We start from the raw sequence: 25,295 nt of genomic DNA on the forward strand, positions 1-25,295 counted from the left end.
AACTCCTTGGGATACGGCTTGGACACGATGACATCCTTTCAGCCCAGCTCTGAAAACTAGGCAGATCAGGTGTCACCTATTCGTGCAGCAGACCCCATCTGGGCTCGCAGCGGTTATCTTGTGGCGGCGCTGACACTGGCTAACCACAGTGATATCGGCTCGACAGCGTACGACGCTCGCGTTTCGCGGAAAACCGAATTGCAATGAATTTGCAATGAATTGCAGCATCACTCGGCAATATCGCCGATGGCTACCACAGGGGCTTGATTCCATAGCGCACCTCTAGGTGTGGGTGGGGTGGGAACTCATTTGGCGTCAGCCGACCGCGCGGGACGTTGGCTATGAAAGGTTGGCGCGGACTTTCTGTCGTCCGGTTGCTGAGGCGAAAGCGTTGCGGCGTAGGGATCAACCTACGGGGCGCCGCCCGGCGGTGTCGTCGCTGTCGACGGCCCGCCCGCGTGTTGGACGACCGGGTCGCGTTCGCCATCGATCGGCGGGCCGCCACGACCCTGGTTTTGATGGGCGATTCGTCGCCGCGATAGGCGCGAACAGGTGAAATCCAACCCAAAGATGTGGGGCTGAGAAGGTTAGAACGCCTTCAGGAGGGGGGAATCATCTGCCAGGTCCCACAGTTTTGCGTCAAGAAAGCGGTGTCACTCGCCCGAATCGTGATTACCTGCGGATCACCGGTCGTCTTGCTATCGATTATGTCGTTTGTATCAAGGCTACGCAGCCGAGCCCAATGACACATCGTCCCACCAGGACTGCGATACATGGCCGCCGGCATGTCGACGCCGACAAGATACGTGCCGTCATTTTCGATGATCGGAAGGTACATGCCATGAGCGTTGACGGGGGTCTTGGGGTCCGCTGGTGGCGGCGGTGTGTGACCCACCGTTTGAGTGACGGTGGGCTGCGCGGGGCCAGTTTGCGTGACCGTCATGGTCGAGGCTGTGGTGTGCGTGGCGTTTCCGCACGCTGCGAGCAGTAGCGCGGAGGCGGTCAGTGCGAGGCGCTTCATGCGTGTGGATTGTAGGTCAGGCCAGGTAGGTACTGGCAGCTTGTTGCTGTAAGACGAAGGCCCGTCGACGCGCAAAACGAGCAGTGGTTGGTGCAGCAACGGAGTGGATGGTGCCGGTGCCACAAGATCGGCGGGTAGCCACACGATCGACGTGAGGGCGGTGCCTTCTTCTAGCCACTGAGTCCCGCGCGGTCCTCGGCGTCCGGGACGCATTCACGCTGCCGGCAGCGCCTGAGCCGCAGGAACGGCTGGAGCGCAGCCGCCGGTTATGGTTCGACGCTCATCTCGTAGAAACGCAGTCGCGCAGCGACGTCGCTCTGACCCATCGATGGGGCACGGCCAACACTGATGGTGTGGGCGTGGATCTGCAGGTTCGTGCCAGCCACCGACGCAGGGGTATTGACGAGAAATGGCTCGGCGGCGTTGGCGGCGATGAGGCGGTAGGTGCCCGCGTCGAGCACGACCGTCGGGATGGTCAGCGGAGCCACGGTTCCCCGGAAGAGCCGGTCGACCACGGTAGGCTGCAGGTCGATCCCTACCAGTACCGCCGTGTCCGGTCGGCTGGGAGCGGGGACGGTGACCACGTCGTTCCCTCGGACGGGGACCTGTGACAGCTCAGTGAGCGGCCCGCAGTGGGGGCCGCTGTGGGTGAAGAGCGCCCAGCGGTTCTCGACGCCTTTCACGGTGTAGTTGCATAGCAGCGCACGCGAATACCGAGGCGATTCTTGCACGCCAAGCCGGCCGTCGACGATGCTAGTGGCGGGCGAGGTCGGCGATAGCCGGGACAGGACGAATTGGGGCCCCGTAACCAGTGATTCGCTGTTCAGGTCATCGAGGGCGGGCGTGTAGGCCTGATAAGTCTGGAAGCCGGGTGCCGGGCGCCACGCAAAGTCGTAGGCCCATATGGCCGAGGTCTCGTCGGGGTCAATGTGGACCGTTCCCGAGCCGACGGTTTTGATGAAGCGGTCTGGGATGGCGTAGAGCGCACGCTGGCGCGCCTTGGCCTGTTCGACGCGTTGGTCGACGTGGCCTGGCAGGGCGAGCGTGACCAGGCGGTCGACCGCTTGCACGGGCGCCTGCACTGCCGCCACGGTGCGGTCGGGATATCCGAATGCGAGCGTTCCGGCGGTACCAATGCCAAGTCCGACAAGGACGATGGCTGCCACAACCACTACAAAGGCACGGCGAGAGATTTTAGGGATTCCGGAGAATGGGGTGATGGCCACCGTAACGACGATGACGGCAAGCAGAGGATAGATATGCCATAGGTCAAGTCGTGCGAACGCGGTCTTGGCGGTGATCGCGGTCACGAGGCCGACCAGCACCATGTAGCGGCGGGGGATCTCCCGGCGGCCACGGACGAACATCACGCAAAGTGCCCCCATCCCGGCGAGGATCAACACGACAACGGGGGAGAGGGGCATAGCCATCCCCTCGCTGTAGCCTGATGTCACGGCGGCGCTGGACTTGAGCCAGGCGGGCAGGTCCACGGGCCGTTGGCCGGCGAGCACCCACCAGATACAGGTGGACGCCGCGAACGCGCTCACCGTTGCGCAATGGCGCCCGACGGCTCTCCAGTCGAGCAGCACTGACACGGCCAGCGCTATGGTCACGATGGTGGGACCGATGTTGAACTTCACCAGAAGCTGAAACCCTGCGGCCGCGCCGAGCACGATGCAGGTGGTGAACACCGTCGAGCGTTTTGGATCGTCCTCCAACAGAGGCACGGCTCCCCACGCAAATGCCGCGAGAACGGCCAACTCGGGGTACTCGAGGCCTGGAACTCCCAAACCATGACCGATGTGCAGGATGGCGACGATGCCGGTCGTGACGAACGCGCCAATGAGCGATGTCATCGGGGCGTGGCGCTGGCGCAGCGCTGCCGCGATGCCGAGGAACAGGGCGGCGACGATGATGGGCTGGTAGATCGTGGCTAGTAGCGACTGACCGAACGAGTAATAGGCGGTGGTCTGCAGGAACCCAAGGGGTCCGTACGCGAATACGAGCCCGGGACCCCACGCCAGATTTTGCATCCGGGCTAGGGCCAGCCCAGCCTGCCAAGAGGGATCGAGCCCGACGACGGGGTCGACCGACGCCTGTGGCCAGAAGATGACAGCAGCGATAGCCGCTGCGAGGCCCGATTGCCAACGAGCAGAGCCCCACGTTGTCGTCGAACACCATCTCCTCGCGTGTCCGAACGTTCTCGCGGGCGCCAACGTCAATGCCGACATTCGTGCAAATTATCAGCGGCGACAAAACGGATGCGCATTTTTCGTCAATTGAGGCTGCGATCGCCTGGCCTCACTAGCCGTCGCACTTGTTCGTTCTGGGCCGTTCTTGTCTTCAGCCTGCTTGCGATACATGCCGCCACAACGGGTTCGCTGGCTGCCGTTCGGCCTAACCCGTTTCAGCGGTGGCGGTCTCAAAACTGGAAGGCGGCGATGTCGGTGGTCACATGATCGGTAGATATTGTTTTTTAACTTGATGGTTCTGCGAGTGGCGAACCCGAATCGCGCGCTCGTACCCGTCCCAGCCGAGCAGCGCGCCCTGGCGAAGATGGAAACGCTGGCGGCACAGGGCGTTTCGACGCGGGAGATTGACCACGTGCTCGCCGCCGAGGGCCACCCGACAAAGCGCGGCGGGCGCTGGACTAGCGCCACGGTCACGCGAATACTTAAGCGCGCCAACACGACAGGCACAGCCGCATGACCGCGCACACGGACCGCGACAGCCCCAGGGAGCGCGTTTGGGTACACTCCCCGTGGGACATCCACAACGGCGAAACCGGCACGGCGCATTGGTCGTACGCAGATTGCTCGGACATGATTCACGTGGTTCGGTTTCCCGATAAGGCCACAGCCCGCAACCACGCCGAAGAGCTAACAAGCATTAAAGTACAACCGCTAGAAGCGGAATTAGCATATGGCCTACATACGCACCTACGACACGACCGCCAAGCGTAAGGGCCAGCCCCTCCGCCGCTACGAAGGTGTGTTGGTGCGAACCCGCCCCGGATGCCAACGGTTCGCCCATACCGGGTAAGCAACGTGCGCGGCAGGAGAGCTACCCAACCCGCGAGGCAGCGGAAGCGAGCCGCGACGAGCTCAACGCCGCGCGCCACACCGGCACGGTAAGCGCCTTGGCTCACCAGCGTAAGGCAGGCGCGCTGACGTTCGGCTATTACGCGGCGGTGCGGCTCGTGGAGCAGCGGACGCGGTACGCCGAGGGCACGTTAAAGATTGGGACGCTTGATAATTACGGGCGCATACTGGCGCACGACATATTGCCGCGTTTCGGCGGTAAGGCGATCGGCGCAATAACTTTGGTGGATTGCGAAGAGTTTCGGGCCGACCTAGCCGCGAGCCTTAGCCGCCGCTCGGTAAGGAACGTGTGGTGGCCGTTCGCGGCGGTGTTCCGGTACGCGCAGCGCGCGAACGCTTTAACCACGAACCCCGCCGAAGCCATCGATAGGGCCACCGGAAGCGCCAGCCGGCCAACAACTTTGAACACCGCCCACTTACCGGGCCGCAGGTAGCCGCCCTGGCAGAAGCGGTAGCCGCCCGCGCCCACCCGGTTTACGGGCTGCTGGTGTTGTTTATGTGCTATGCCGGGTTACCTCGCGCCGAGGTATAAGGCCTGAAGGTGCGCGACCTAACCCTAACCACCGGCCCAGATGGCGGCACCAAAGGCGTAGTGCGCGTGGAGCGTACCAAGACCGGGATAGCCACGCGCTCGCCGGGGTAACGCCGGGGTGAAGGCTTACGACCCGCCTGGGGAGTCCCGTGCTAGCTAACTCCACATGAGCCGTCGATAGGCGTGCGACAACCGCTTCAGACCAGCCCCGTCGCGTCGAACACCCAGGACATGTCGGCGGTGGCGAAATCCTCCAGCCATGTGGGCGGCGCGAAGTTGGCCAGGCCGCTCATGTCCCAGTAGTCCTTCCACAGGGTGATCTTGCCGTTCTCGACGCGATGCACCGTCACGAACTTCAACACCGCCGATTCACCTGTGGCCCAATGCCATTCTTCATGGTGCTCATACGTGGCATCGGCACCGTTGCTCAGCAGCAGGCCGTCGAAGTTCTCGTAGGACGTCAGCGGTTCCAGACCGATCTTCAGGCGCTTGACGATGTCCTCTGGCCCGCGGGCTGCCGCTGCCGGCCCCACCGGCATGTCCAGGTAGATGCAGTCGTCGGACAGGTACGTCTTCAGTAGCTCCCAGTCCCGGTTCGACAGTGCTTGCCACATTGCACGGACTGTTTCCTCGACGGTTACCTCTGCGGCCGACACTGATTCGGCGGACATTTCCTCAACGGACACTGGCGAATTCACCTTTCTGAGCTTGCAACGCGGGAGCCTGCTGGCCGAATCGCAGGAACTGGCCGGTACGGGTGGAGCCCACCAGGTTGGTCGGCTCACCGTTGAGCACCACGGTCTCTCCGCCGACGAATACGGCGGTGACGGTGTCGTTGTTGCGGTTGACCATGCGCGACAGCCCGCCGTACTGGGACACGGGCTCCTCGGCATAGGCCTCCAGTGACTCGTCGAGTCGCTCGGGGTCGATCACCACGAGGTCGGCGCGGTCGCCGACCCGCAGGTGGCCGGCGTCCAGCCGGTACCAGTCGGCCAGCTCACCGGTCAGCCGGTGCACGGCCTGCTCGATGCTCAGGAACGGGGTGCCGGCTCGTTCGGCGTCGCGGACGTGCCGCAGCAGTCGCAGTCCCATGTTGTAGAACGCCATGTTGCGCAGGTGCGCGCCGGCGTCCGAGAAGCCCATCTGAATACCTGGGTCCTGGGCCAGCTTCTTGAGCACATCGGGGCGGTGGTTGGAAATGGTTGTCCGCCAACGGACGTCGCGGCCATATTCGAGAACCAGGTCCAGGAAGGCGTCCACCGGATGCAGTCCGCGCTCCACGCCGACCTGACCGAAGGTCTTGCCGACCAACGACTCGTCCGGGCAGCCCACGATCTCGGCGTCGAAGAAGTCGCGCTGCCAGACCCGGATGCCGAGCTTGTGCTCGTAGTCCTTGCGGAACCAGCGCCGGTACTGCTCGTCGCGCATCAGATCGTTGCGCTCGATTTCGTCGCGCAGATGCAAAGCTGCTGCGCCCGAACCGAATTCCTCGAACACCACAAGGTCGATACCGTCGGCGTACACCTGGAACGGGACGGGAAGGTGCTGCCAGCGGAAGTTGCCGCCCAGTTTGTTCACCAGCCGGGCCAGCGGGCCCATGATGAAGATCGAGTACGGGTTGGCCTTGATGTCAGCCGCCGACAGCAGGCTGGTCTTGAGGTTGCTTCGGAACAGCCCGAGCGACTGGGCCAGCTGTGACACCAGATTCAGCGGATTGGCGATGTCGGGACCCGACTGCAGCACCCGGCCAGAGCGGCGCAACAGCGACTTGAGCCGGCGCAGCTCACGCGGTTTGGCGTAGGTGGACGGCAACGTGCGGGACCGGCAGGTGTCGCCATCGATCTTGTCGAAAAGCAGCTGCTGCGAAGACATTCCGACAAACCCGGCCTGCAGCGCCGAGATCAGCATCTGCTCCATCTCGGCCTGCTCGCCACGGGTGGGGCTGACGTCTTTGCGGGTGGCTCGATCCAGGCCCATGACTGCGGTGCGCATGTCCGAGTGGCCGATGAAGGCGCACACGTTGGGTCCGAGCGGCCGGGCTTCCAATGCGGCCGCATATTCGGCTGCCGTGCTCCAAATCTTGTTGTCATCGACCGCGGCGATCACATGGTCGCGGGGGATGGCCTCGACCCGGCCGAACAGGTCACCGGCATTTTCGCCGTCGACGTGCACGGTTGACAGCGAGCAGGAACCGAGCATCACCGTGGTGACGCCGTGCCGCAACGACTCGGCCAGTTCCGGACCGACCAGCACTTCGACGTCGTAGTGGGTATGGATGTCGATCAAGCCGGGAAGCACCCACTTGCCGGTGGCGTCAATGACCTGCGGGCAACCGGCGGTCTCGAGGTCCGTGCCGATCGACACAACGTGGCCGTCCCGAATGCCGATGTCCCGCACAGCGGATGCGGCGCCGGTCCCGTCGAACCAACGGCCGTTTTGGATGATCGTGTCGAAGCGTGCGGCAGAAGTCACCTAGCCATAGAACAGCCCGGTTGCGCCGGTGTCAACGAAAAAGTGAACACTTTTATGAAAATGTCTACTCGACACGGGTGAGTCTGGGTAGATATCCACCTAACACCCAGCGTGGGGGCGGATACTGACTCGACGTGACCCCCCTACAGCGCTACATCGCCGAGGAAATCGCCACCGACCACGCTGACGGCCTGTTGTCCCGCCGGGAGGCAATGCGCCGACTGGCGTTGCTCGGCCTCGGAACTGCCGCCGCGAGCGCCCTGATCGCCGCTTGTGGCAACGATGAGAACAAGACCCCCGCGTCGCCGTCGCACGCCTCCATCGCACCTGGGCCGCCACCGGGCATGGAGAACGCCATCGAGACCACGCCCATCACTTGGGACGGCCTCGGCGGCCAGCTACAGGGCGCCTGGGCCGCTGCCGTGCAACCCCGCGGAGCAGTGCTGGTGATCCACGAGAACAAAGGCCTGACCGACTGGGTGCGATCAGTCGTCGGGCGCCTGGGCGGCACCGGATATTCGGCGCTGGGTATCGACCTGTTGTCCGGGCAGGGCGGAACCGCGGCGTTCAAGGATCCGGCTCAGGCCACCGCCGAACTGGGCAAGATCACCCCCGATCAGTTCGTTGCCGACCTGCGCTCGGGCATCGATGAACTGCAGCGCCGCACGCCGGGCGCCAAGGTGGCGGTGGTCGGCTTCTGCTTCGGCGGCGGGCTGACCTGGCAGCTGCTCGCCGCCGGCGAACCCCGGCTCGCGGCCGCCGTGCCGTTCTACGGTCCGCTGCCGGACAATCACGACTTCTCCGGCTCGAAACAGGCGGCGGTGCTTGCCTTTTACGGAGCCAAGGATGAGCGTGTGACCAGCACCAAGGATGCCGCTGCCGCGGCCCTGAGCCAGGCCGGAATGGTTAGCCAGATCGTCGTCGAACCCGAGGCCGACCACGCGTTCTTCAACGACACCGGGCAGCGCTACAACGGCAGCGCTGCCGCCGACGCCTGGAAACAGCTACAGGCCTGGCTGAACACGCACCTGGCATGAACGCTGTGCGGATCACTGCGGCGGCGCTGGGGCTGACGGCGGCGCTGCTCGCCGGCTGCTCGGCGCCTTCGCCGACCCACGACTCGATGTCCAGCAGCCCCGCACCGGTCAGCGGGCCGGTGCAGGGCCCGGCGATCACCATCACCGCGTTGAACTTCGGTGACCCGATCAAAGTCAGGCCCGGCGTTACCGTCACGGTGCTGAACAACGACGATGTGGCACACACGGTGACCTCGAAGGTCAAGGGGCAGTTCGATGTTCGCGTAGAAGCCAACTCGAGGGCGACATTCACCGCACCGACCACTGCGGGCGAGTACCCGTACTACTGCGTGTACCACCCGGGCATGGTCGGCGCGTTGATCGTCAGGGCGTCCAGCTGACCGGGAGTCGCTTGATGCCGTGAATGAACGGGGACCACAACCGGTCCGGCTCGGCGGTCGCCGTCAGATCCGGCACCCGGCGATGGAGTTCCTCGAACGCCACGGCGATCTCCCGGCGGGCCAGGTTGGCGCCCAGGCAGAAGTGCGCGCCGCCGCCGCCGAAGCCCAGATGGGGATTGGGGTTGCGCAGCACATCGAATAGCCACGGCTGCTCGAACTTGTCCTCATCCCGGTTCGCCGAGCCGTACCACATCGTAACCTTTTGCCCGGCTTGCATTTTCACTCCGCTCAGCTCGAAGTCCTGGGTCAGGGTGCGGCGCATGTAGACCACCGGCGACGCCCAGCGGATGACCTCTTCGACGGCCGTCGGCGCCACTGCGTCGTAGTCAGCCCACCACCGGTCACGTTGCTCTGGGAATCGGCTGAGCGCCAGTACGCCATGGCTGATCGCATTGCGGGTGGTCTCGTTGCCGGCCACCACCAGCAGGATGAAGAACGACGCGACCTCCGCTGAGGTCAGTCGCTCGCCGTCGACCTCGGCCTGCACCAGGTTGGTCGTCAGGTCCTCGCGGGGATGTATGCGCCGGTCGTCGGCCAGGGCAGTGGCGTAGGCTCCGATCCCCATGGCGCAGCGAAAGAACTCTTCGTAATCGGCGGTCAGGTCCGGGTCGCCGAACCCGAGAATGATGTTGGTCCAATGGAAGATGCGCTGATGGTCCTCGTCGGGGATACCCATCATGTCGCAGATGATCTGCAACGGCAGCGGGCCCGCCAGGTCGGCCACGATCTCGCCCTGACCGTCAGTGTTGCGTTCGATCATCGACTGCACCAGGTGCCGGGCCCGGGTCCGCACCGACTCTTCGGTGCGCGACACCACCTTCGGAGTGAACGCGCTGCGCACGATGTTCCGCAGCCGGGTATGCCGGGGGTCGTCCATCACGATCATGGACCCGAAGTACTCGGCCAGTTCCGGAGTCTGATCGCCCATCGTCATGCCCTGGGCCGAGCTGAAGATGTCCGGATGTCGGCTGGCGAAGAACACGTCGTCGTACCGGGTCAGCGCCCAGTGCCCGGGCCCGCTGGTCACACCTTCTTGGGTCAACTCGTTGTGGAATGCGATGGGCGCCTCCCGGCGCAGCGTGGTGAAAGCGCCGTCCCGGAACGCGTCGTTGCGACCCCAGAATCGGACCGAACTCAGGTCGATGTCCGACAGCGCAATGTCCGGAGGAGGTGTGCCGTTGGCCGATAACGCGAGGGTCATCTTCGTCAGCCTAGAACTCGCCGGACCCGCCCGAGGCGGAATCGGCGCGACGTGGTAGCACCATAGGGTGCGTAACCCACATGCAGGGCAACCGTTTACGGCGTCAGACGAAGAGATCGCCAGCGCTTTGCAGGATGTCAGCATCCCGACACTGATGCTTTCGCTGGTGCACATGTCCGGCGACCCCGAGTTGATTCGCGGTGCGCTGCGCCCGGCTGGACTGTTCCTCAACGAGGTGCAGGGCTACATGTCCGAGGACGACAAGGCCGCGGTGCGCAAGCTGGCCGTCGAGGTGATCGCCGACTACCGCGACCGTGGTTGCCCCGAACCCCAGCCGGTGGGCCCTGAGCTGCTCAAAGAGATGATGGAGTGGCTGGTCTGCGAGCCGGTGCCCGACGAATACGTGCCCATGGTGCTCGAGGAGATGGAGCTTGACGGTCGCGATGTGCGCGCGGTCAGCGCTCCCGAGCACGCCGCCGCCGAATTCCCCGTGGTGGTGATCGGCTGCGGCGAATCAGGACTGCTCGCCGGAATCCGACTGAAAGAAGCCGGCATCCCGTTCACCATCATCGAGCGCGGCGCCGGCGTCGGCGGTACCTGGTGGCACAACAGCTATCCGGGGGCTCGGGTCGACGTCGGAAATCACTTCTACTGCTACAGCTTTGAGCCCAGCGATCACTGGACGCAATTCTTTGCCGAGCAACCAGAACTACAGGCCTACTTCCAGCATGTGATGGACAAGCACGGGATCGGCAGGCACGTGCGATTCCAGACCGAGGTCACCGGCGCGGTCTGGGACGAGGACACCGCGACCTGGCAGGTCACCGTCCGCAACCCGGACGGGGCGCCGGAGGTGCTGTCCGCCCGCGCGGTGATCAGCGCCGTCGGTCAGCTGAATCGTCCCCATACCCCTGACATCCCGGGTCAGCGGGACTTCGCCGGCCCAGCGTTCCACTCTGCCGAATGGGACCACAACGTTGACCTGACCGGCAAGCGGGTGGCACTGATCGGTGCCGGCGCCAGCGGCTTCCAGATCGCCCCGGCGATCGCAGGAAAGGTCGCCTCGCTCAACGTCTTTCAGCGCACCGCACAGTGGATGTTCCCCAACCCCAACTACCACGAGAAGGTCGGCGCCGGCGTGCAGTGGGCGCTGCGGCACCTGCCGTTCTACGGTCGCTGGTATCGGTTCCTGCTGTTCTGGCCGGGCTGCGACAAAGGCCTGGCTGCCGCCAAGGTCGACCCCGATTTCCCCGACCAGCAGCGTGCGGTCAGCGAGATCAACGACATCACCCGCATCATGTTCACCGAATGGATCACCAGCCAGATTGGTGATGATCCGGAACTGCGGGCCAAGGTGATTCCCGACTACCCGGCGACCGGGAAACGCACCCTGCAGGACAACGGCAGCTGGCTGCAGACCCTGACCCGCGACAACGTCGACCTGATCCGCACGTCGATTGACCACATCGAGCCCGACGCGGTGGTGACCACCGATGGCACCCGGTATCCGGCCGACGTGATCGTCTACGCCACCGGTTTTCATGCCGGCAAGGTGCTCTGGCCCATGACCATCACCGGACGCGACGGTCTGGTGCTGGCGGAGCAATGGGGGGAGCGGCCGACGGCTTATCTGGGCATCACCGTGCCGGGCTTCCCGAACTTCTTCTGCATGTACGGCCCGGGCACCAACCTGGCCAGCGGAGGCAGCCTGATCTTCCACTCCGAATGCCAGATGCGTTACATCTCACAGTGTTTGGACATGTTGGTCGCCGGGCAGCGGACCGCGATGGAGCCCAAGGGAGAGCGGCTGGACGACTGGGTGGCGCGCACTCAGGCCGAGATGCGCACCATGGTGTGGTCGCAGCCGTCGATCAAACATTCGTTTTACAAGAACGCCGACGGCGACATCTACACCCTGAGCCCCTGGCGGTTGGTCGATTACTGGACCTGGACCAGGACCGTAGACCCGGAGGACTTCACCTTCGGCTGAGCGGTGGTGGCAGCCGGGAGGTCGATCAAGTCGGCCGATCAACCGTTGACGACCTCGGCCGCCTCCGCGTCGTCATCGGGCATGTCGTGACGGACCACCCGCACGCGGCCATGCGACAGGCACGCGGCGTAGCCGTGGTACTTGCCGTACAGCTCCCATGAGGTGCGGGAGTCACTGCTGGGTACGTCGATCCGGTGACCATCGGCGAACGCCAAGTGCAGGCAACCGGTGTCATCCCAGTCGGCGTGGGTGCACTGCTGTCCGGCGAAGTCGAACAACGGCCTTTCCTGCGGCCTCATCTGGGCCGGGTTGATCGTCACCACTTCCTGACCGTCGGTCGGGGTTGCGGGCAGAGTCAGCCGCAACGGGGTTGTGATCACCACTTCGTTGTAGTCGTCCATGTCTAGAACCAGTCCGTCGTGAAACGCGATCCGCTGGACCTTGCAACCTTGAATCCACTGCTCAGTCATATCTTCACTGTGAAACTCTGTGCGGGCCGGCACAAGGGTAGTTCGCCACTGAAAATAGTTGCCGATCACCCGCGATCCGTTGCCGTGATGGGTGAACCTGGTATCAGCCGACCTCGTATTACAAGTACTGGCAAACTCTGCCCGCAGACCTACCGGAGGTACACCATAGAATCCGCTGATTTGTCCCGGATGCTGCGAACAATCAACGTCGTGCAGAGGTGTTGCGCGGCGTTTGTGGTCACCATTGTGGTAACCCTGATGCTGACCATCGCCAGCCCGCCGCGCGCATCTGCTGACGACCGCCTGCAGTTCACCGGAACCACCCTTGGCGGCGGCACGTTCAACGGGGCCAGCCTGGTGGGCAAACCGGCCGTGCTGTGGTTCTGGACCCCCTGGTGTCCGTTCTGCAACGCCGAAGCCCCTGGCGTACAACAGGTTTCGTCAGCCAACCCGAACGTCGCATTCGTCGGGATCGCGGCACACGCTGATCCCGGCGCCATGAGTGGCTTCGTGGCGAAATACAACCTGAACTTCCCGGTGGTGAACGAAGCCGACGGGTCGATCTGGGCCCGCTACAACGTCCCCTGGCAGCCGGCCTACGTGTTCTACCGGGCCGACGGGTCCTCGACATTCGTGAACAACCCGACCGCGGCCATGCCGGCCTCGGAGCTGGCCGACCGTGTGGCGGCGCTGACGCGCTAACCCGGTGAACACCAGCATGCTGGCGGTGGCCTTCGCCGCCGGAATGATCGCTGCGCTCAATCCCTGCGGTTTTGCGATGCTGCCCGGCTATCTGGCCCTGGTTGCGCGTGGACGCGGGGTCGGCCCTACGGCGTCGGTCCTACGTGCAGTGGCCGCATCCGTGGTTATGGCGATCGGCTTTGCTGTGGTGTTCGGGGGGTTCGGGTTGTTGGCCATCACCGTCGCCGACCTGGTGCAACAGGCACTTCCGGTGGCAACCCTGCTGATCGGTGTGGCCCTGGTGGTGCTCGGCGTGCGCCAGCTGCTGGGCCGGTCGCTGTCGGTCCGGACCCGGTTGCCGGGGCGGGGGAGGCCGAGTGCCCGGCTGGGCTCGATGTTCGGCTATGGGGTCGTGTATGCGCTGGTGTCGTTGTCGTGCACTGTCGCGCCGTTCTTGGCGGTCACCGGTATCGGGGTGGCCGGCCGCAACTGGCTGGGCCCGTTCGTGGCGTATGTGGCGGGCTTTACCGCGTTGGTTGGTGTGCTGGCGGTGATCGCCGCGGTGACCGGTGCCGTGGCCGCGCGTGGCCTGCACCGCCACGCCCGGCAGGTGCAGCGCGCAGCGGGCGTGCTGCTGGTGCTGACGGGGCTGTATGTCGCCTATTACGGTGGCTACGAATTACGCATGCGGGGCATGATCGGACCGGATCCGGTCATTGCGGTGGCCGGCCGGATTCAGGGCGCGCTGGCGGGTTGGGTCTATCGGTGGCCGGGGTACATCGGGACGGTGGCATTGCTGCTGGCCGCCATCACCGTCGTGGCGGCAGTCCTGGTGTTGGTGCGAAAGAACAAGGTGCGCAACACGGTCAGTGAACACCGGGCATCAGACGACTGATTCGGCCGGCGATGGCGAACACCGCAGCGCCCACCGTGACCGCGACGACGCCCAGCGCGCCGAAATAGGCGACCTCATGGTCCGGTGCGTAGTACTTGGCCAGGACACCGGACAGTGCCGTGCCCAGTGCTGCAGACAGGAAGAACAGCGCCATCATCTGCGAGCGAAATGCTTGCGGCGCAAGCTGAGTCGTCACTGCCAGGCCGATCGGCGAGATCAACAGCTCAGACACCGCGAATACGCCCAGGATCAGCGCCACCATGAGCACCGGCACGGTCCTGCCGGGCGATGCGGCCATGGGAAGGAACAACAGGAAGGCAGCGCCCATGCCGACCACGCCGCAGGCGAACTTGCGAGGCGTGGTGGGTGCCCGATCTCCCAGCCTAGTCCAGGCGAGCGCGAACAGCGGTGACAGCACGATCACCCACACCGGCTCCATCGAACCGATCCAGTTGGCCGGCGCCGACCAGCCCAGGATGCGCCAGTCCACCCGCTGATCCGAGTAGACCGCCAGAACCGTGAAAATCTGCTGGAACAGCGAGAAGAACACCGCGCTGGCGATGAAGAGCGGCAGGAACGCGTACACCTTGGATCGTTCTGCCGCAATGACTTTCGGGCTGGTCAACAGCATCGCAAAGTACCCGCCAGCCGCCAGGACGATTGCCGCGGTGGTGTACTGAGGCAGGTTGCGCAGAGTCAACAGCCCGGTGACAATGGCTCCCGCGACCGCCGCCACACCGGCCGCGGCAACTGCCAGATGGGTGGCTGCCTTGTTTCCTGGCAATGGATTTGGTGCGTATCGACCGTGATCGCCCAGATTGTGCTGGAACACTACATATTGGATCAACCCCAGGGCCATTCCCACGGCGGCGGCCCCGAATCCATAGTGGAACCCCGCGCGCGTTTGCAGCACGCCGGTGGCGAGCGGGCCGATGAACGCACCGAGGTTGACTCCCAGATAAAACAGCGTGAATCCGCCGTCGGCACGGGCGTCCCCGGGCTCGTACAACGTGCCCAGCAACGACGATGCGTTTGCCTTGAGCGCGCCTGATCCGACGGCCACCAGGACCAGTCCGGCGCCCACCCCGGTGAGCCCCGGCAGCAATGCCAACGCAATGTGCCCGAGCATGACCACGACGCCGCCGTAGAACACCGTCCGCTCCATGCCGAGCAGTCGGTCAGCGACCCAACCGCCCAAAACTGTGGACAGGTACACCAGTCCGCCATACGCGCCGACGAGTCCGGTCGCAGTGTGTTGAGGCAGTCCAAGGCCGCCGTCGGTGGCTGAGTAATAGAGGTAATAGCCAAGGATGGTGAGCATTCCGTAGAACGACAACCGCTCCCACAATTCGACACCGAAGAGGTTCGCAAGAGCCATCGGGTGTCCGAATATGGTCCGGCTCATCGGCCCACCTTGCCACGCCGGGGTGTGGTTCGTGATGGCAAATATTGATAACGGTTTGATCTCGGAGATGCCGCTGTATGGCAAATATCCGCTGGTCGGAGGGGCTGTCGATGCTGTGATGCAGCCCGCTTCACAGGTATTCTCCTGGCTCAAAGGGTGGCTGCTATTGCCGTGGGTCAGGGCCGTCTTCGCATGGGGGTGCGGGCACAGGCATGTCATGGCGCGTCGCCGTGCGGTTGTGAAAGGTTGCTTACGTGGACGCGGTGCTCGGCTTGTCGATGACTCCGTCGTCCATTGGCTTGGTGCTGGTAGAGGGCTGTGACGCCGACGGCCCGACCATGGAGCGCGGTGCGTACGAGATCCGCACGTCCGACGAGGCCGCCGCGGCAGTATTGCGCAGCGAGGCGCTCGCGGCCGAACGAGGTCTACGGCTCAAGGCGATCGGTCTGACCTGGAGTATGGACGCCGATGCCGAGGCGTCCATACTCATGCGGTCCCTGTCGGAATCAGGCTTCGACAACGTGGTCCCGGTGCGCACGCCCGAGGCAACCGAGGCGCTGGCCCGTGGCATCGCCGAGGTAACCGGATACGAGACCACCGCGGTGTGCGCAATCGAAGCCGATGTGGTGATTGCACTGATCGTGCACCCCGACAGCGGCTCGATGCAGACGGCATACAACCACGCGATCGAGTCCAACGAGGGCCTGATCAGCTGGTTGAGCACCATGTTCGCCCGCGCTGCCCGGCAGCCCGACGCCTTGATCGTGGTCGGCTCGGCGGGCGATTTCGACGACATACTGCCGGACCTGCAGGACGCGTTGTCGGTACCTGTGTTCTCACCCGCGGAAGCCGAGCTGGCCCTGGCCCGCGGAGCGGCCCTGGTCTCAGCAGCCAGTCGCGAGCAGCCCCGATCGTACATCTTCGGCGACGTGCCCCGGCTCGACGACTGGGACGACATCGCGGGAGAACTGGGGGACCCGCAGCAGCCCGTGGTGACCGGTACGCACCGACCCGACGAGGTCCGGCGTCGGCAATGGACACCCGCGCTGCCGCTCACCATGTTGGCGTTGGGTTCGGTGACGTTCGTAGCGTCGGCGTCCATCGCCATCACCCTGCAGTTCCTGCCCGGCGACCACGGTGGACCGGTGAGCACGGCACCGCCGTCGCACCCGCCTGCCGCGGCATCGGTGGTCGCGCCGTCCGCTGCGCCGGCGCCGGTGACCCCCGCGGCTGAACCCAGTGCGGTGCGAGCCGTACCGCCCACAGAAGCACCTGCGCAGGCTCACGACTCAATCGAATCGGCTCCCGATGTCACACAGGCACCCGATGCGGTATCCGAACCTGCTCCCGCGGCCGTACCGGACCAGATTGCAACGGTGGTGGCACCGGCTCCTGCCAACGACACGCCGACGGTGGTGCAAACCATCCAGGCGGCGCCACCCGTCGTCAACAGTGCACCGGCGGACGTGTCGGACCACCGCACGCTGAGGTCGCGGATCATGGATCGACTGCGGGGAATGGGCCAGCTGGTCCCCTGACCGAGGACCTGTGAGGCGCCAGCTGATTGGCAGGATCGGACCCATAGGGTGACGTTTCTAACTCCTGGCTAACAAGAATCGGTCGGACGCCGAACTACCATGTATTCAAGGACTCTCGGACCCGAGGATGGACGCGTTGCTTAAAGCTGTGCGATATGCGCTGGTGGTTGTCGGAATTTCGGCGCTTATGCTGACCGGTCAGACAGGTGCCGCCACGGCCGCGCTGCCCACGCCACTGAAGGTAGCCAAGATGGCGCCGAGCAACGGTCAGATGGTCGGTGTAGCCATGCCGGTGAAGGTGACTTTCACCGCTCCGGTGGACGACCGTGACGCGGCCGAGCACGCCATCGCTTTCTCGTCGCCGAAGATGTCGAGTGCTCCGCAGGGCAAGTTCACCTGGCTGGACGAGCGCACCATGCAATTCACGCCGAGCACCTACTGGCCGGCTCACTCGACCATCATGATGTCGGTCGGTGGGGCCAAGCAATCATTCGACACTGGCGCATCGACGATGGGCGTAGCCAGCATCAGCGGCCACACCTTCACGGTGAGTATCGACGGCCAGGTGGTCAAGACCATGCCGGCATCGATGGGTAAGCCCAAGCATCCGACGCCGGTTGGTTCCTTCGCTGCGCTGGAGAAGCAGAACCCGGTCGTCATGGACTCGCGCACCATCGGCATTCCGCTGAACGACCCGGAGGGCTACAAACTGACGGTCTACTACGCGGTGCGAGTTACCTGGGGCGGCGTCTACGTGCACTCGGCCCCGTGGTCGGTTTCGCAGCAAGGTAATTCGAACGTCAGCCACGGCTGCATCAACCTCAGCCCGGACAACGCGTCCTGGTACTACAACCAGGTGACTGTCGGCGACCCGATCGTCGTCAACGCCTGACCTTTCTCGTGGGCTGGGGGTCCCAGCCCACGAGGTCGCTGGACTCAGCCGGTAATTCCGCGTAACGCCTGTGCCGTCGACTCGTCGGCGGGCAGAAACGCTTCGATGCTCAATTCGGCGGCCGTCAGATCCAGAGCTGTGCCGAACGTGGTGACGGTACTGAGGAAGGTGAGTATCTGCCCGTCGGGTCCGTCGATCTGCAATGGCACAGCGACCCCACCCAGGTCAGCTGTCCCGGAGTTCCCTCCGGGGTAGGCCTCGATCTCGTCGAGCAGATCCTGAAGTTCGGCCGAAGCACTGGTCGTGACCTCGCGCTGCAGTCGGCTGATCACATGGTGCCGCCACTGCGCGAGATTTCGTATCCGTGGCGCCAAACCGCTCGGATGCAACGAAATGCGCAGGGCGTTGGGCGATTCCAGCAATTCGGGTGCGACCCCCTGCAACAACACCGCAACGCCGGCATTCGTGGAGACGATGTTCCAGCCGTGGTCAACCGCCAGGCAGGGGAATGGCGCATAGGCGGCCAGCACGCGTTCGATCCCGGTGCGAACGGCTGACATCTCCGGATCATCGAGTGGCCGCTCGGCGTACACCGGGGCATGACCGGCGGCGAGCAGCATCCGATTCTGTTCCCGCGCAGGGATATTCAACGCATCGGCGAGTTTGAGCACCATAGTGCGGCTCGGTGCCGAACGCCCGGTTTCGATGAAGCTCAGATGGCGCGCCGACACCTCGGCCTCAATTGCCAAGTCGAGCTGGCTGATCCGGCGGCGTTGACGCCACTGCCTCATCAGCGAACCGAATGGCGGCGTGCGGTGGGGTAGTGCCGGGCAGTTGGTGGAGGCGGTCACACCGTCCAGTGTCGCCGCGGCGGGGCCTGATGGCGACTACCTCAGAGGTAATTGTCTCGAATACCAGCTCGGGGAAAGCTCGAACCATCCACGGAACTCGGGCAATCCGAGAACATCACAGGAGGCGAGACGACATGCGCAAGGTGTGCCCAGTCATCCCACCGAGCCCGAGTGAACCGCGCCCGGCCGCGTCGCCGATCCCGCGCTGGCTGCGAATGGTGATGGCAGCCGACCGCACCGGTTCATCCTGGTACATCGGTACCGGTTTCTTTTTCGCGCCGGCCCTGGTGTTCGTCTCGCCGTGGTCGGCCCTGACCACCGCGCTGTGGGTCCTCATCGCACTTGCCGGGCTGTGGCTCGGGCTGCTCGGCGTTGCCATGGCTACCGGTCTGGCGATGGTGCTGCGCTCCGGACAACAGGTGCCCGACGACTTCTGGCGATCGTTGCTGGATTACCCAGACCAATCCAAAATCGCTGCGCGGTAACCGGTTACGCAGACTTACCGGTGTAGTCGACCTGCCAGTGCTTGATGCCATTGAGCCAGCCTGAGCGCAACCGCTCCGGTGCTGCCAACGAGCGGATGTTCGGCATCTGATCAGCGATGGCGTTGAAGATCAGATCGATGGTCATGCGGGCCAGGTTGGCTCCGATGCAGTAGTGGGCGCCGGTTCCGCCGAAGCCCACGTGCGGGTTCGGGTCGCGCAGGATATTGAAGGTGTACGGGTCGTCGAAGACCTCTTCGTCGAAGTTGGCCGAGCGGTAGAACATTACCACCCGCTGACCCTTCTTTATCTGGACGCCGGCCAGCTCGGTGTCCTCAAGTGCGGTGCGTTGGAATGAGGTGACCGGCGTGGCCCACCGGACGATCTCGTCGGCGGCAGTCGCGGGACGTTCCTTCTTGAACAGCTCCCATTGGTCCGGGAATTCGGTGAAGGCCATCATGCCCTGGGTGATCGAGTTGCGGGTCGTCTCGTTGCCCGCCACTGCCAGCAGGATGACGAAGAAGCCGAACTCGTCGTCGGACAGTTTGTGGCCCTCCACATCGGCTTGGACCAGCTTGGTCACCAAGTCGTCGCCGGGATTGGCGCCGCGCTCGGCGGCCATGGCCATTCCGTACATGATCAGTTCGACCGACGCGGTGATGCCGTCGTTGTCGGCGAACTCCGGGTCCATGTCGCCGACCATCTGATTGGACCAGTCGAACAGCTTCTTGCGGTCTTCCTGCGGCACCCCCATCAACCCGGCGATGGCCTGCAGCGGCAGCTCACAGGACACTTGCTCGACGAAATCGCCTGAGCCGCACGCGGCGGCTTCACTGACGATCTGTTGAGCCCTGGTGTTGAGCTCGTCGCGGAGCAACTCGACGGCGCGCGGCGTGAAAGCCCGCGAGATGATCTTGCGCAAGTGCGTGTGGTGCGGGGCATCCATGTTCAGCAGCACGAACTTGCCGCGGTCGATCTGCTCGCCGACGGCGCCTTCCTTGTAACGAGGTAGGGCTGTCTTTTCCTGGCTGGAGAACACGTCGCTGCGCCTGGATACCTCTTTGACGTCCTTGTGCCGGGTCACCACCCAGTAGCCGCCGTCATCGAATCCGCCTATGCCGGTTGGCTGTTCGTTCCACCAGATCGGGGCGACCCGGCGCATTTCTGCCAGCTCTGCGACCGGCAGTCGTTGGGCGTAGATGTCCGGGTCGGTGAAGTCGAATCCGGGCGGAAGGTTGGGTACCGGCATGCTGGATGCGCTCCTCACAGCAGTGTGATCTGGCGATGACGCGGCCTCCCGCGCATACCAGCATTGCTACACCACTGATGGTGCTCATCGCTGCGGGTTCGGAAAACTCCCACGGCGGCAGTGATAAACCGCCTGAAGCAGACCGCGGGGTCGGGCGGTTAGCTGGTGACGGCGCTCGAACCGACCAGCGCTTCGATACGGGCAGGCACGTGCTTGTGCCACGGCGTACCGGCGAATTCATCACGCCAGTTCGCCGATGTCAGGCTGTTCGGGGCCACGCCGGGTATCCGGTCGTTGCCCTCCGCGTCGGTGAAGTCGAGCCCGAATCCGTTGGGCAGCGCCGCGTGTCCGGGCAGCATCGTGTCGGTGATCTCCACCGTGGCTTCTGCGCTGCCGGCTGCGGTGGTGATTCGGGCCCGGCCGCCGTCGACCAGCCGCAGGGCCGCCGCGTCCTGTGCGCTGACTCGCAGTGCACCGTCGGCGTCACGCTTGCGCCATCCGGGATCGCGGAAGATGTCGTTGGCGGTGAAGGCGCGGCGTTCGCCGGCCGACAGCACGATCGGATACTCGGGGGTGGTCAACGGTGGCCGATCGGTGCTCAGCGCAGCGAGTTCGACGAGCATTTCGGGAATCTCGAAGGCAATCCGGTGATCTTCGTGGCTGATCAGGTTCCAGTCGTCGGCGTATTCGTGCACCGTGAACGTGACTCCCGACCGGCCTTCGAGAATGGCCGTGAACAGCGCGTTGCCGTCGGCGTGGCCGGCGCGGCGGACTGCTTCGGGGTAGGTCATGGCGGCCTTCTGTGCCAGGCCCCACAGCGCGGCAGCCCCCGCCAGTCCGTCCGGGAGTGTCGGGCCGAGCGTCTCGTACAGGACATACGGCAACACTCGACCCAGCCCTGGGTTGGCGCCGACGGCGGTCAGGAACGCCGCTGCGTATGCGTCGAGCCCATCACGGGCAGCCCGGCGCAGTGGGTCGAGTTCGGCGTCATCGACCACCCCGAGTGCGCGGACCAGCCGGGCCCAGATCTCGGGCTCCGGCAACGTCCCCGGCAACGGCGACATCAACGGGTGCCGCAAATGGAAGGTGTTGTGCGGGAACTCGAGGTTGAAGAACGTCGCCTCGGGTTTCTCGAACTGGCTGGCCGCAGGCAACACGTAGGTTGCCAGTCGGGCGGTCTCGGTCATCGCCACATCGACCACCACCAAAAGTTCCAACGCACTGAGGGATTCGCGCACCGCGGCCGAGTCTGCGATCGAATGTGCGGGGTTGCTGCTCTCCACGATCATTGCGCGGAAGCGGTCCGGATGGTCGGTGAGGATCTCCTGCGGCACCACATTGGATGGCACCAGCCCCGCGATGATGGGCGCCCCGGTGACTGGCGAGCGACCCACACCACCAGCAGCAAACAACGGGGCGAACGACGAATGCAGATGTTGCCCACCACGTTTGGCGAAGTTTCCGGTCAGGATCCACAGCATCTTGTTCAGATACGAGCACAGGGTGCTGTTGGGCGCCTGCTGGATTCCCAGATCTTCGAACACCGAAACGCTTGTCGCGCTGGCGATCCGGCGCGCCGCGGCGCGCAACAGCGTGGCGTCGACGCCGCAGCGATCGGCGAAGTCGTCGACGTCGACAGCGCGCAGGGCGTCGCGAACCGCCTCCACGCCGGTGACATGCTCGGCGAGAAATGCTTCATTGCAAAGGTTTTCCTGCACCAGCACGGCGGCCAGCGCACTCAGGCACCACGCGTCGGTGCCGGGGCGGACCCGCAGGTGGAAGTCGGCCAGTTTGGCGGTGTCGGTGATTACCGGGTCGATCACGATCATGGACCGCTGTGGGTCTTTGGCGATGTCCTGCAGCACGGTGCGGGCTCGCGGGAAGCTCTGCGACATCCACGGGTTCTTGCCGACGAACACCGACACCTCGGCATGCTCGAACTCGCCGCGGGTGTGCCCGCCGTAGAGCTGGGCATCGACCCAGTACTCGCCGGTCTTCTCCTGCGCCAACGCATTTGATCGATACCGCGCGCCGAGTGCCTTGAGGAACGCCCCACTGTATGCACCACCGAGATGATTACCCTGACCGCCACCGCCGTAGTAGAAGATCTTATCGCCGCCGTAGGTGTCACGGATCCGGGCGAAACCTGCGGCAATTTCTTCGATGGCTATGTCCCAGTCGATCTCCTCGTAGGAGCCGTCAGGCCGCCGACGCATCGGAGAGGTGATGCGGGCCTGATTGTTCTGGTAATGGTCGAGCCGCAGCGCCTTGTTGCAGGTGTAGCCCTGCGATGCCGGATGCTCCTTGTCGCCGCGGATCTTGGCCAGCGTGCGTCCCTCCAACTGCACGACGATGCCGCAGTTGCACTCGCACAGAATGCACGCGGTGGACTGCCAGGCGGGCTGGGTTCCGGTCATGACGACGCCTTCCGTTATGCGGTCTGATTGTCTTCAGTCGCGGCAGTCACGAGGGCGCGCAACTGCCGGTGGACGAGATCGAGGGGAGCGGTCGACTCGGTGGCGCGGGCCACCAGCACGGCACCTTCGATGGAAGTGGTGACGAGCATGGCGAGCTCCGCGGCCCGATCTGCCTCGACGCCGTCGGCCCGCAATTGCGTCTCGACGAGGTCGATCCACCGGGTGAATGCTGCTCCGGCACGCTCGAGCACCGGCTGGTTGTCGGCTTCGACGGCGACAGCGGCGACAGGGCAGCCGGCCCGGAACCCGGTATCGCTCAACTGGGAGCGAAATCCGTCCATGACCGCGTCGAGCGACTGCAGGGCGGTTGACGCTGACGATAGCCGCCGCGCGATGAGCTCACTTGCGAAATCGATTGCTTCGCAAAGGAGTTGGGTGCGTCCACCGGGGAAGTAGTGGTATGCCGAGCCGCGCGGTGCCCCGCTGTGTGCCAGCACATCCGAGATCGCGGTCGAGTGCGCGCCGCGTTCCCGGATGAGCAACGCTGCGGAGGCGACCATGCGGTCACGGGGGCTGGCCATGCCGGGAGTTCCCTTCGTCGGGACAATTATGTATAGCAGCATACATATGGCAATGGGACGAACAGGCGATCAAAGGCCGGAAAACTTATTCAAAAACCCCACCATCAACGGCGGTACCGGGAGCACCATTGGTTACGGACGTTTGTGGGGAAGGGGTTCAGATGCGGATCCTCGACAGTGCAAAGCGAACGACAGCTGCCGTCGTGTCGGCGGCGGCGACCTGCCTCGTGCTCATCGGCCCCGCGATGCCCGCCTGGGCTGACCCTCCGGTGGCACCTGGGCCGGCCGGCGATCCGGCCCCGCCGGCAGCGGCGGCTAATCCCGCTCTACCGGCGGCAGCGGCCGGTCGGGCACCGCAAGCAACTCTGCCCTCGGCGACCGACGCAAGGGCCAATGCCTCGACCCCGGTCGGGGTGCCACACCTGCTCAGCCCCGACAACCTGCCGCCATACACGACGACCAGTTCGGACGGCTCTCAAGATCAGGACCGGCTGTCGTATCTGCGTGACGTATGGCACGCGATCCAGAGCCACGAAGTCAGTCCGAGCCAGGCATTGGTGCTACTGGCTCAGCGGCCGATGGATCCCGGCGCCGCACCGCCGCCAGGACTACCAGCCGGTCCGCAGGCACCGCCACCGGTCTCCGCCCCGCCCGTCGGCTAGCTGGACGCCGCGTCGATAGGCGGTACCGAGGTCGACGAAATGGCGGCGAGAACCCTCGCGGCTAGCGCCATTTCGTCGATCTGGACGGCGCCACGAGACTATTCGGCGGCGGCCTCATTGAGTTCGTTCAGCCTTCCACTGGCCTCGAGGTACTCCTGCACCCAGCGCTCGATTACGGCTGAGGTCTTCTCGACCTTGGTGAACTGCCCGACGACCTGGCCGACCGGGTTGAACGCCACGTCGACGCTCTCGTTGGGGTACTTGTGCGTCGCGGCGACGGCCATGCCGGACACCATGTACTGCAACGGCATTCCCAGCGGCTTCGGGTTCTCCGGCTTCTCCCAGGCCTCGGTCCAATCGTTGCGCAGCATGCGGGCCGGCTTGCCGGTGAACGAGCGGCTGCGCACGGTGTCCTTGCTGGTGGCCTTCGCGTAGGCCGCGTGCTGCTGCTCGGTGTGCTCGCTCTCCTCGACCATCACCCACTGCGAACCGGTCCAGGCGCCCTGCGCGCCGAGCGCCAGCGCCGCGGCGATCTGCTGGCCGCTGCCGATACCGCCGGCGGCCAGCACCGGAATGGGCGCAACCTCCTTGACGACCTGCGGCCACAGCACAATTGAACCGATCTCGCCGCTGTGCCCGCCGGCCTCGCCGCCCTGGGCGATGATGATGTCGACACCGGCGTCGGCGTGCTTGCGGGCCTGTGAGGGCGAGCCGCACAGCGCCGCCACCTTGCGGCCCTCTTCGTGGATGTGCTTGATCATGTCGGCCGGGGGAGTGCCCAGCGCGTTGGCGATCAGGGTCATCTTGGGGTGCTTCAGCGCAATCTCGACCTGTGGGGTGGCGGTCGCCTCGGTCCAGCCCAACAGCTGCAGCGCGTCGTCGTCACTGTGGTCGACCGGAACGCCGTGGTCGGCGAGGATCTTCTTGGCGAACGCCAGGTGCTCCTCCGGCACCAGCGCGTTGAGCTGCTTCTTGAGTACCTCAGGATCGAGGTCAACCTGGTCCATGCCCTCGTACTTGTTCGGGATGACGATGTCGACGCCGTACGGGTGATCGCCGATGTGCTCGTCGATCCAATTCAATTCGATCTCGAGTTGTTCCGGGCTGAATCCGACCGCGCCCAGCACGCCGAACCCGCCGGCCTTGCTGACCGCGACCACCACGTCGCGGCAGTGGGTGAAGGCGAAGATCGGATATTCGATCCCCAGTTGGTCGCAAAGTGCGGTGCGCATGCGAAGCTCCTTGAGTCTGCTACGTGACGAAGATTGAACTGAAACGTGTTCTAGTTTTCTACCGCGTGGCGGACTGTCACGCAATGGGACACGGCATCGGTTAATGACATTCAGCGAGAATGCCATTACCGTTTTTGTGAATAGCC

The 25,295-nt window shown here is 64.6% G+C and carries 23 protein-coding genes; 11 read left to right on the forward strand and 12 right to left on the reverse strand.

Going from position 1 to position 25,295, the window contains the following annotated elements; all coding sequences use genetic code 11:
- Positions 1 to 598 precede the first annotated feature (598 nt).
- On the reverse strand, positions 599 to 1,021 hold the full coding sequence (locus M2432_RS24365; protein WP_280829418.1) for a hypothetical protein: 423 nt from the start codon (positions 1,019 to 1,021) through the stop codon (positions 599 to 601).
- 266 nt (positions 1,022 to 1,287) lie between these two features.
- Entirely contained in the window at positions 1,288 to 3,252 is a 1,965-nt protein-coding gene (locus M2432_RS24370; RefSeq protein ID WP_280829419.1) for a hypothetical protein, read from the reverse strand.
- Positions 3,253 to 3,505: 253 nt separating this feature from the next.
- Between M2432_RS24370 and M2432_RS24375 the strand changes: the two genes are divergently transcribed.
- Positions 3,506 to 3,730 carry a recombinase family protein gene (locus tag M2432_RS24375; RefSeq protein WP_280829493.1) on the forward strand — a complete coding sequence of 75 codons (225 nt, stop codon included), beginning with the start codon at positions 3,506 to 3,508 and terminating at the stop codon, positions 3,728 to 3,730.
- A 280-nt stretch (positions 3,731 to 4,010) separates the two neighbouring features.
- Entirely contained in the window at positions 4,011 to 4,556 is a 546-nt protein-coding gene (locus tag M2432_RS24380; RefSeq protein ID WP_280829420.1) for a hypothetical protein, read from the forward strand.
- A gap of 295 nt (positions 4,557 to 4,851) precedes the next feature.
- On the opposite strand, the gene M2432_RS24385 is transcribed toward M2432_RS24380, so the two are convergent.
- Together M2432_RS24385 and M2432_RS24390 are read right to left on the reverse strand one after the other, a co-directional pair.
- Positions 4,852 to 5,325 carry a nuclear transport factor 2 family protein gene (locus tag M2432_RS24385; RefSeq protein WP_280829494.1) on the reverse strand — a complete coding sequence of 158 codons (474 nt, stop codon included), beginning with the start codon at positions 5,323 to 5,325 and terminating at the stop codon, positions 4,852 to 4,854.
- 4 nt (positions 5,326 to 5,329) lie between these two features.
- Positions 5,330 to 7,126, reverse strand: a complete 1,797-nt coding sequence (locus tag M2432_RS24390) for an amidohydrolase family protein (RefSeq protein ID WP_280829421.1) — start codon at positions 7,124 to 7,126, stop codon at positions 5,330 to 5,332.
- A 134-nt stretch (positions 7,127 to 7,260) separates the two neighbouring features.
- On the opposite strand from M2432_RS24390, the gene M2432_RS24395 reads away from it, so the two are divergent.
- Positions 7,261 to 8,163 (forward strand): dienelactone hydrolase family protein, encoded by a 903-nt coding sequence (locus M2432_RS24395; protein WP_280829422.1) that lies wholly within the window; start codon positions 7,261 to 7,263, stop codon positions 8,161 to 8,163.
- Positions 8,160 to 8,543 (forward strand): cupredoxin domain-containing protein, encoded by a 384-nt coding sequence (locus M2432_RS24400; protein ID WP_280829423.1) that lies wholly within the window; start codon positions 8,160 to 8,162, stop codon positions 8,541 to 8,543. The genes M2432_RS24395 and M2432_RS24400 overlap by 4 nt, the downstream gene beginning before the upstream one ends.
- On the opposite strand, the gene M2432_RS24405 is transcribed toward M2432_RS24400, so the two are convergent.
- Positions 8,527 to 9,804 carry a cytochrome P450 gene (locus tag M2432_RS24405; protein WP_280829424.1) on the reverse strand — a complete coding sequence of 426 codons (1,278 nt, stop codon included), beginning with the start codon at positions 9,802 to 9,804 and terminating at the stop codon, positions 8,527 to 8,529. The two genes, M2432_RS24400 and M2432_RS24405, sit on opposite strands and share 17 nt — an antisense overlap.
- A 67-nt stretch (positions 9,805 to 9,871) precedes the next feature.
- Between M2432_RS24405 and M2432_RS24410 the strand changes: the two genes are divergently transcribed.
- On the forward strand, positions 9,872 to 11,794 hold the full coding sequence (locus tag M2432_RS24410; RefSeq protein WP_280829425.1) for an NAD(P)/FAD-dependent oxidoreductase: 1,923 nt from the start codon (positions 9,872 to 9,874) through the stop codon (positions 11,792 to 11,794).
- Between the two features lie 38 nt (positions 11,795 to 11,832).
- Here M2432_RS24410 and M2432_RS24415 read toward each other — a convergent pair whose 3' ends face one another.
- Positions 11,833 to 12,264 (reverse strand): DUF6188 family protein, encoded by a 432-nt coding sequence (locus tag M2432_RS24415; protein ID WP_280829426.1) that lies wholly within the window; start codon positions 12,262 to 12,264, stop codon positions 11,833 to 11,835.
- 189 nt (positions 12,265 to 12,453) lie between these two features.
- Between M2432_RS24415 and M2432_RS24420 the strand changes: the two genes are divergently transcribed.
- Positions 12,454 to 12,966: a redoxin domain-containing protein gene (locus M2432_RS24420; RefSeq protein ID WP_280829427.1), complete on the forward strand. Its 513-nt coding sequence runs from the start codon at positions 12,454 to 12,456 to the stop codon at positions 12,964 to 12,966.
- 4 nt (positions 12,967 to 12,970) lie between these two features.
- Positions 12,971 to 13,840, forward strand: a complete 870-nt coding sequence (locus M2432_RS24425) for a cytochrome c biogenesis protein CcdA (RefSeq protein WP_280829428.1) — start codon at positions 12,971 to 12,973, stop codon at positions 13,838 to 13,840.
- Here the strand turns inward: M2432_RS24425 and M2432_RS24430 are convergent.
- Entirely contained in the window at positions 13,812 to 15,245 is a 1,434-nt protein-coding gene (locus M2432_RS24430; RefSeq protein ID WP_280829429.1) for an oligopeptide:H+ symporter, read from the reverse strand. The genes M2432_RS24425 and M2432_RS24430 overlap by 29 nt on opposite strands.
- Before the next feature lie 254 nt (positions 15,246 to 15,499).
- On the opposite strand from M2432_RS24430, the gene M2432_RS24435 reads away from it, so the two are divergent.
- Positions 15,500 to 16,783, forward strand: a complete 1,284-nt coding sequence (locus M2432_RS24435; RefSeq protein WP_280829430.1) for a hypothetical protein — start codon at positions 15,500 to 15,502, stop codon at positions 16,781 to 16,783.
- A 187-nt stretch (positions 16,784 to 16,970) separates the two neighbouring features.
- Positions 16,971 to 17,675 carry a L,D-transpeptidase gene (locus M2432_RS24440; RefSeq protein ID WP_280829495.1) on the forward strand — a complete coding sequence of 235 codons (705 nt, stop codon included), beginning with the start codon at positions 16,971 to 16,973 and terminating at the stop codon, positions 17,673 to 17,675.
- Positions 17,676 to 17,719: 44 nt separating this feature from the next.
- On the opposite strand, the gene M2432_RS24445 is transcribed toward M2432_RS24440, so the two are convergent.
- Positions 17,720 to 18,466 (reverse strand): helix-turn-helix transcriptional regulator, encoded by a 747-nt coding sequence (locus M2432_RS24445; protein ID WP_280829496.1) that lies wholly within the window; start codon positions 18,464 to 18,466, stop codon positions 17,720 to 17,722.
- Between the two features lie 275 nt (positions 18,467 to 18,741).
- Here M2432_RS24445 and M2432_RS24450 point away from each other — a divergent pair, with 275 nt between their 5' ends.
- A complete protein-coding gene (locus M2432_RS24450) occupies positions 18,742 to 19,011 on the forward strand; it encodes a hypothetical protein (RefSeq protein WP_348536336.1) in 270 nt (89 codons plus the stop codon).
- 4 nt (positions 19,012 to 19,015) lie between these two features.
- Here M2432_RS24450 and M2432_RS24455 read toward each other — a convergent pair whose 3' ends face one another.
- The 3 genes from M2432_RS24455 to M2432_RS24465 all read right to left on the reverse strand — a co-directional run bounded on the left by M2432_RS24455 (position 19,016) and on the right by M2432_RS24465 (position 23,255).
- A complete protein-coding gene (locus tag M2432_RS24455) occupies positions 19,016 to 20,257 on the reverse strand; it encodes a cytochrome P450 (RefSeq protein ID WP_280829432.1) in 1,242 nt (413 codons plus the stop codon).
- A gap of 158 nt (positions 20,258 to 20,415) precedes the next feature.
- Positions 20,416 to 22,674, reverse strand: coding sequence for a molybdopterin-dependent oxidoreductase (locus tag M2432_RS24460; RefSeq protein ID WP_280829433.1), 2,259 nt, complete (start codon positions 22,672 to 22,674; stop codon positions 20,416 to 20,418).
- Between the two features lie 14 nt (positions 22,675 to 22,688).
- A complete protein-coding gene (locus tag M2432_RS24465) occupies positions 22,689 to 23,255 on the reverse strand; it encodes a TetR/AcrR family transcriptional regulator (protein ID WP_280829434.1) in 567 nt (188 codons plus the stop codon).
- A 161-nt stretch (positions 23,256 to 23,416) separates the two neighbouring features.
- Here M2432_RS24465 and M2432_RS24470 point away from each other — a divergent pair, with 161 nt between their 5' ends.
- Positions 23,417 to 23,917, forward strand: coding sequence for a hypothetical protein (locus M2432_RS24470; RefSeq protein WP_280829435.1), 501 nt, complete (start codon positions 23,417 to 23,419; stop codon positions 23,915 to 23,917).
- Between the two features lie 98 nt (positions 23,918 to 24,015).
- Here the strand turns inward: M2432_RS24470 and M2432_RS24475 are convergent, their stop codons facing one another.
- Positions 24,016 to 25,149, reverse strand: a complete 1,134-nt coding sequence (locus M2432_RS24475) for a nitronate monooxygenase family protein (RefSeq protein ID WP_280829436.1) — start codon at positions 25,147 to 25,149, stop codon at positions 24,016 to 24,018.
- Positions 25,150 to 25,295: the final 146 nt, after the last annotated feature.

Origin of the sequence: Mycobacterium sp. OTB74, from assembly GCF_029892685.1 — a bacterium.
Lineage (GTDB): Bacteria > Actinomycetota > Actinomycetes > Mycobacteriales > Mycobacteriaceae > Mycobacterium.